Genomic DNA, 6583 nt, shown 5'->3' with positions numbered 1-6583 from the left:
GTCATTGAGGATTGGACTCCAAACCGTTGTGCTACTCAATCTTGGGGGGACGTCGCCTGCGCCACCTGCCACAGTAGAGAACCGGCAGAACACCGGCACACGCTTTCCCGTTTCGGTGAAGAGCTTTGCCCGGGTGTACTTGGAGAGTGACTTGGATAGTTCGAAGTATCCGTGGGCACCGGAGCCGCGTGCGTGCACTATTCGTTCTGGTATCCGCTCATGGTCGAAATGAGTAATCTTCTCGCGGAGTATGAAGTCCTCGAGCAGAGTAGGGCCTCGATTTCCTGCACGCAGTGAATTTTGGTTGTCCGATATCGGAACACCTTGCGCGGTTGTAAGGGTGCTTGCGGATGTGCCGGCACGCTGATGCAGCTCCCCGCCAGATCCGACGATATCCTTTGACTTGCTTTTTACTGTGGTAGGCGCCTTGGCACTAGATTTCGCTCGCTGCGCTGACCGGCCCTTGCCCTTCGATAGAGTCATTACCGTGTCCTCATGCTGACGATGAGAGCTGAGTATCTGGTCGATCAGGTGAGGGAGGCGTGCACTCGGGCGCTTGCTGGTCGCTGCCTGGGCCCGATAAGACCTACAGAACTTGACCCCAGTCTCCATCATCTAACCATGGTCCCAGGCCTCGGCGGCCGTGGCCGCAGCCGCGCAATGTCCTGCCTTTGACGAGAAACGGCAGCCGTACCAAGCGCACAGGATTGCGGCCGAAATGGAGCTAGCGTGGCGTGCGGCTGTTTGGGTAGAAGGTGTGGTCTCTTGGGTGGTAGGGCGGAGAGCCAAATTCGTTACAATTCGGCCCATGCCCTACACCAATGCCGACCTCCTCGAGTCGCTACGCGAAAAAATCCCTACCTTTCGTTGCATTGTGGGATGCCATGATTGTTGTGGTCCCGTCACAGCATCATCGGAGGAGGTTGCTAGGCTGCCTATCAAGACCGATGCAGAGCACGAACGTGCGCTGACAGATCTTACTTGCCCGTATCTGGGCACTGGTGGCTGCGAGGTGTATGCGGAGCGACCCTTGATATGCCGTCTGTTCGGTACAAGTCCCAGGCTGCCTTGTCCAAACGGCATGCGGCCGGTTTATATGGTGGATGACGCAACTGAGCAAGCGGTTCACAGGTTCCTGAGCAGCACGCGACAAGTCCTACTGTAGCAACTAGGGCAATCACGGTTGAGACCTTGACACTGCAAGGCAATCACTGAGGTGCGCCATATAGCTGAAATTTCGGCGGCTGGGTTAGTCACGGCTCCGGGCGGCATGCTGGTCGAAACGCAATCCTCCGCCTCCGAACACTGTGTGTGTCTCGAGCGCGTACAGTTCTTAGGGGAAAGCGGGTACCCTCTTGTCGTCAGTCGTTGCTTGGCTGACCCCCTCATCACCGAGAGGGGATATGCGCTGCGAGCCCAAACTCCAGTGCGCCGGCCGCACGGGTCCCTCCCTGTGTGCGAGACGCTCGCAAGACTCGTCGCGATCCGGCACTTATTCAGCGGCTTCTTCGTCGAGGCCTCCGACGCGGAACGTCTACGCGCGCGCACTTACCTATCAGACCTGTGGGCGCGGCCTGGTACGTCGAGGTCGGCAAGCTTGTATACAGCGCGATAATCTGGTCCTCCCACCGAGTCGCCCACCTGGCTAAGAACAGGGCTGCGCTTTCACGGTTGTCGTGAAACTGCCGGGCCATGCTCCGCGTTTGTAAGCGCCGCACCGTGCTGGCGCGGCCGTTGGGTAGATCAGCCGTCAGGGCGATGATCTGGCCGCAAAGGGTGAGCGCATGGCCGCTTACATGGGCTTGCCAAGCAAAGGCTTCTGGAAGAGGGAAGTTGATCATGTCGCGGATCTTCCGCGTGCGTGGACTCAAATGTTGAGACCGCCGTTCCCTACAAAAATCTAGGATCGGTTCTTGACCATTCTTTGAAGGCTTGTCGAATCTCGTCGTTAACCCGTTTTCGACTGCAGCCGAGCCGAGCAATGGCCTGTTCCGTAATGTAGTCCTCAGTCATCCAGAACGCGTCCCCTGTTCCGTACTGTTCGTAGGCTCTTCTAATGATAGTGAGCTCTTCGTCGGTGAGGCAGTTCTCTGTTGTAGAAGGGGGCACCATGTTGCATGGCAAAGCAGTGAGCGGGCATGGATGCTAGCACCAGGTACGAGTGCCACGACTGTACCGGGGTCGCAGTTATCGCTGCAGATCAATGACGATAACTCGCCCTCAATGCGTCTAACTGCTCCGCAGCAGTTAACAGGTTCCTTATACGATCAAGTACAGCTTCGATGTAATGGCGGTGCTCAGCTTCGTCGGGAAGACCGGCTGTTAGCCGCAGCGCTCTTCTCGAGAGGATTTCCAGCGTGCGCAAGGCATCGAGTCGTTTGGAGTGATTCCAGATATGGCTCGGCGTTGATATTTCGGCCGCGAATTCATCAAATTCGGCCCTCGCATCGTTGTGGTTCATGGCACACCCATGCGCAAACAGCGCGGTTGAGTACCCACCATAGGCGCTTTTTGCCGCCGCCGTGTGACGGGTATAGTGCCCCCAAAGGCAACCCCTGTGATTTGCCTACAATCGGCAGGTCCGGGTGAGCGGGAGGGGGCGACTTACTGGGCTGCGGCAAGTCTGTGACGAAGTCCTCCGCAAGTCTCGCACTACGGTAACCTGCCCACGATCAGTCTACAGCTGCGACCCTAATGTCGCTTTTGATAGAGAAAGATCATGAACAATCCGAATCCCGGTACGCAGAACAACCCTCAGAACCCGGCAAAGCAGGATGATCAGAAGGTGCCTGGCGGTTCAGACGACCAGCAAAAGTCAGGCGCCCCAGGAGAGGCTGACGATCAACAACAGCGAGACCCTCAGAAGAAGTGATCTCGGCAAAGAAAAACAGTAGGTTCAGGCGGGGCTGGTCAGTCTAGAGCACCAGCCATGCGTGCCCTCGCGTGATGCTTCAGAGCTCACGTTGAGGGGCGCTGGTTGGACCAGAGGTTCGCTACGTTGTAGCGGGCCAGAGTCCTGCGACAGCTGGCTGAGTCTTTTATCTTACGGCCAACGACCAGATCTGTTCCGAGTCATCAAATCTGAATCGGTAACCATCTAGATCGACCTGCCGAGCAATATTTCCTTCAGCATCAACCAGAGTGATGAGTGTTGAACCTGACATCGTTTTGTGCCGAGGGTTCGAAGACGCCGGTGCGACCTCTGTCGACATGATCTTGACCTCGCGCCGAACTCGACCAGGGCCCTCCAAGTACATCTGTATGTCGTCCACTGAATTGGCCCAAAAAGTATGGAGTGCGGGAGGCGGCGGAATCTTTGCTAAGGATGCGTCGAATCTACGTGAATTCTTGGGCTAGGTCTCTTGTGCGGTTTGGGAAAACTCAGATTGCCGAGACCCGGGGGCGCATTACCCAGCGATAGTAGCCCGAACTACACGAGGCGTAGATAGGCCTGCCACTCTTCCATCAAAACCCGGCGGCGATCGAGCAACGCGCCGCGCCGGTAGGCGGCTTCGGCCTTGTTCCGGATGGCATGGGCAAGGGCCATTTCCACCACCTCGTTGGGCGTCTCGGTTTCCTCTGCGGCCCAGTCCCGGAAGCTTGACCGGAAGCCATGAACGGTGAAAGGTAGGCCCAGCCCCTTGGGTGACGGCTTCTGCACCAGGTACAGCATGGCGTTCTCGGATAGCTTGAACGGTGGTTCCTTCCGGCTCAGCGGTTCAAGGATGGCCAAGGCCGCAGCGGTCAGCGGCACCGAGTGTGCCCGGCCTCCCTTCATGCGGCCGGCCGGGATGGTCCAGACCTTGGCGGACAGGTCGAACTCGGACCAGTCGGCACCCACCACCTCCTCAGTGCGAGCAGCCGTGAGGATGGTAAAGCGCAGGGCGCGGCGGGAGCGGGCATCCCGCTCGGCCAGGGTGGCAATGAAGGCGGGGACCTCGGCATAGGGCATGGCCGCGTGGTGCTTCTCCTTGCGCACCTTGGACGGCTTCGGCAGCAAGTGGTCGAGGTGGCCGCGCCACCTGGCTGGGTTTTCGCCTTCGCGCATGCCCTGGACCCGAGCCCAATCCAGCACCCGTTCGATCCGACCTCGAACCCTGCCGGCCGTGACGGTCTTCTTTTCCCAGATGGGGCGCAGACAGGCCATGACCATGGCGGTGTCGACCTCTGCCACCGGCACCGAGCGCGCCGGGCCGTAGTCCTTCAAGGATTGTGTCCATTGCGCGGCCTGCGCGTCGTTCTTCCAGCCTGCTTTGTGGGATTCAATGTAGGCGTCCGCGGCATCACCGAAGGTGGCGCCTGCATCTCGGGAAGCGCGACGGGTCGATATCGGGTCCTCACCTGCGATGAGCAGTCGGCGCTGTGCAACGGCCGCTTGGCGCGCTTCTGCCAAGCTGACGAGGGATGAAGAGCCCAGCCCCATCTCGCGACGGCGGCCGGCCTTCTGGTACCGGAGCACCCAGGACTTTCCACCGCTGTGGCCGATCAACAGGTACAGGCCGCCACCGTCCGGGTGGTAACCTTGCTTCGTCAGCGTCTGGACCGCTCTGGCACTCAGGCGGTGGATAGGTCTGGCCATGAAATTTGCCCCATCATTTGCCCCATGTTTCGGGCTGGATTCTATGAGAAGGCAAGATAAGGGTGTGGAGTCTCAAGCATTGATTCTGTTGGGTTTTGCGCCCGCAGGAGAATGTGAGAGAAGCCAGAAACGGCCACTCTGTCCGCCAGATTCTCCAGAAAAACCGCTGAAGCCAGCGGTTTTTTCCTTTTTCCAGCGCCGACGACGGCCGGGCTGCCGCAGCACTGCGGGGGCCCTTGCCGCGTAGGTATCCGTCAGCCACGGCGCGGATGTTCAGGCCGGTAGAATGGCGGCGCCCGGGGGCGGGGCTGCGTATCCCGGGCTGTGCCAGACCAGTACGCGGTCACACCTTCAAGCGTTCGTGTTGGGAACCATGGATCTACGAAAACTCATACTGGCACTCACCTTGATCGGTGCACTGGTGCCGTTCGCCAACACCTTCTACGCCAGCTATACCGTGCAGCGCCAGCAGCTGATGGATACCACGCTGGATGGCAACTACGCGTACGCCAACAAGCTGGCCAAGAGCACTGAGGACTTCCTGCAGTCCGCGCAGCTGCAGCTGGCGTACACCGCGCAGCTGTTGGCGGTGAAGATGGACGACGTCGACAAGCTTGGGGACGAGGCGGCGCGCTTGCGGATGATGAGCAAGAGCTTCAATTCGATCACCATCTTCGATGCGACCGGCATGGTGCTGGCAACCTCCCCTGAGGCGCTCGGCCTGCAGGGGAAGGTGTTGACCAGTGAGGCGGTGAATGCGGCGTTGCGTGAGAAGCGGCCGCTGATCAGTGCGCCTTACCAATCGGCCACCGGCAACTTCATTGTGTTCATCAACCATCCGATCGTGTCGGAGTCCGGGCGCTACCTGGGCGCGGTGGGTGGCGCGATCTACCTGCAGAAAGAAAACATTCTTGATCGCCTGCTGGGCCAACACTTTTATGTGGATGGCTCCTATCTGTTCGTGGTGGACAGGCAGAAGCGCATCATCTATCACCCGGATCCGAACCGGATCGGTGATTTCGTCGAGAAAAACGTGGTGGTCGACCGCGTAGCCGCCGGTCAATCCGGCATGGGCCGGGCAGTCAACTCGCGTGGCATCAAGATGCTGGCCGGCTATGCGCCGGTCCCTTCCACGGGCTGGGGCATCGTCGCACAACGGCCAGAGGACGCGACGCTGGCGCCGTTGACCCAGTTGATGCAAAGCACGCTTTACAAGGCCTTGCCGGCGACGGTGCTGACCTTGTTGCTGATCCTGTGGAGCGCGCGCCTGATCTCGCGGCCGTTGCGCTTGTTGGCCGATGGCGCCCGCAAGATGGAAACCGCGGAGGCCGCTAAGGAAATCAGCGCGGTGAAGTCGTGGTACTTCGAATCGCGGGAGCTGAAGAAGGCCCTGCTGATCGGGGTTGATGCGATCCATAAAAGCTTCAGCAAGCTGCGTGAGGACACCACCACCGACCCGCTGACCAAGCTCGGCAACCGGCGCAGGCTTGATGAGGCGTTGGCTGCATTTGAAAGCCAGGCCAACAGCTTTTCCGTCATCACCATCGACATCGATCATTTCAAGGCGGTGAACGACAACTTTGGCCACACCGCCGGCGATGCGGCCCTGCAGTACCTGGCCAAGCGCATGCGCGAAGCCTGCCGGGCCTACGACATTCCCCTTCGGGTGGGCGGCGAGGAGTTCCTGATCCTGCTGCCTTCGACCACCCTGACGATGGCAACCCAGGTTGCCGAGCGCTTGCGTCTGGCGGTGGAAGAAATGCAGATCCCCAAGGTTGGCAGGCTGACCGTGTCCATTGGCGTGGCCAACTGGCCGCAGAGCGATTTTGAGATCGCCGCGGTCATGAAGGCTGCCGACGAAATGCTGTACGCATCCAAGCGCGCGGGTCGCAATCGGGTCTCGGTGCATCGTGGCAAGGCTGACGAACCGGCGTAGCAATAGCTCTGAAGCCGCCAGCATCGGCGGGCCAGGAGGCACAGGCCGGTGTTTCCTGGAACTCCCGT

General features: G+C 59.7%; 6 protein-coding genes. 3 read left to right on the top strand and 3 right to left on the bottom strand.

Annotated features, from left to right (window positions below):
- Positions 1–393, bottom strand: a 393-nt coding sequence (locus RT460_RS16630) for a catalase (RefSeq protein ID WP_313320466.1), incomplete at its 3' end; no start/stop codon positions are given.
- Between the two features lie 415 nt (positions 394–808).
- On the opposite strand from RT460_RS16630, the gene RT460_RS16625 reads away from it, so the two are divergent.
- Positions 809–1165, top strand: coding sequence for a YkgJ family cysteine cluster protein (locus tag RT460_RS16625; RefSeq protein WP_313320462.1), 357 nt, complete (start codon positions 809–811; stop codon positions 1163–1165).
- 1035 nt (positions 1166–2200) lie between these two features.
- On the opposite strand, the gene RT460_RS16620 is transcribed toward RT460_RS16625, so the two are convergent.
- Positions 2201–2461 (bottom strand): hypothetical protein, encoded by a 261-nt coding sequence (locus RT460_RS16620; protein ID WP_313320460.1) that lies wholly within the window; start codon positions 2459–2461, stop codon positions 2201–2203.
- 258 nt (positions 2462–2719) lie between these two features.
- On the opposite strand from RT460_RS16620, the gene RT460_RS16615 reads away from it, so the two are divergent.
- On the top strand, positions 2720–2872 hold the full coding sequence (locus RT460_RS16615) for a hypothetical protein (RefSeq protein WP_313320458.1): 153 nt from the start codon (positions 2720–2722) through the stop codon (positions 2870–2872).
- Positions 2873–3430: 558 nt separating this feature from the next.
- Here RT460_RS16615 and RT460_RS16610 read toward each other — a convergent pair.
- Positions 3431–4579 (bottom strand): integrase arm-type DNA-binding domain-containing protein, encoded by a 1149-nt coding sequence (locus tag RT460_RS16610; protein ID WP_313320456.1) that lies wholly within the window; start codon positions 4577–4579, stop codon positions 3431–3433.
- A 373-nt stretch (positions 4580–4952) separates the two neighbouring features.
- Between RT460_RS16610 and RT460_RS16605 the strand changes: the two genes are divergently transcribed.
- A complete protein-coding gene (locus RT460_RS16605) occupies positions 4953–6515 on the top strand; it encodes a sensor domain-containing diguanylate cyclase (RefSeq protein ID WP_313320454.1) in 1563 nt (520 codons plus the stop codon).
- Positions 6516–6583 lie beyond the last annotated feature (68 nt).

This window comes from Stenotrophomonas sp., assembly GCF_032061965.1.
In the GTDB taxonomy this organism is placed as follows: domain Bacteria; phylum Pseudomonadota; class Gammaproteobacteria; order Xanthomonadales; family Xanthomonadaceae; genus Stenotrophomonas.
Note: the sequence above shows the minus strand (reverse complement) of the source record. Positions and strands in the feature narration are given on the sequence as shown.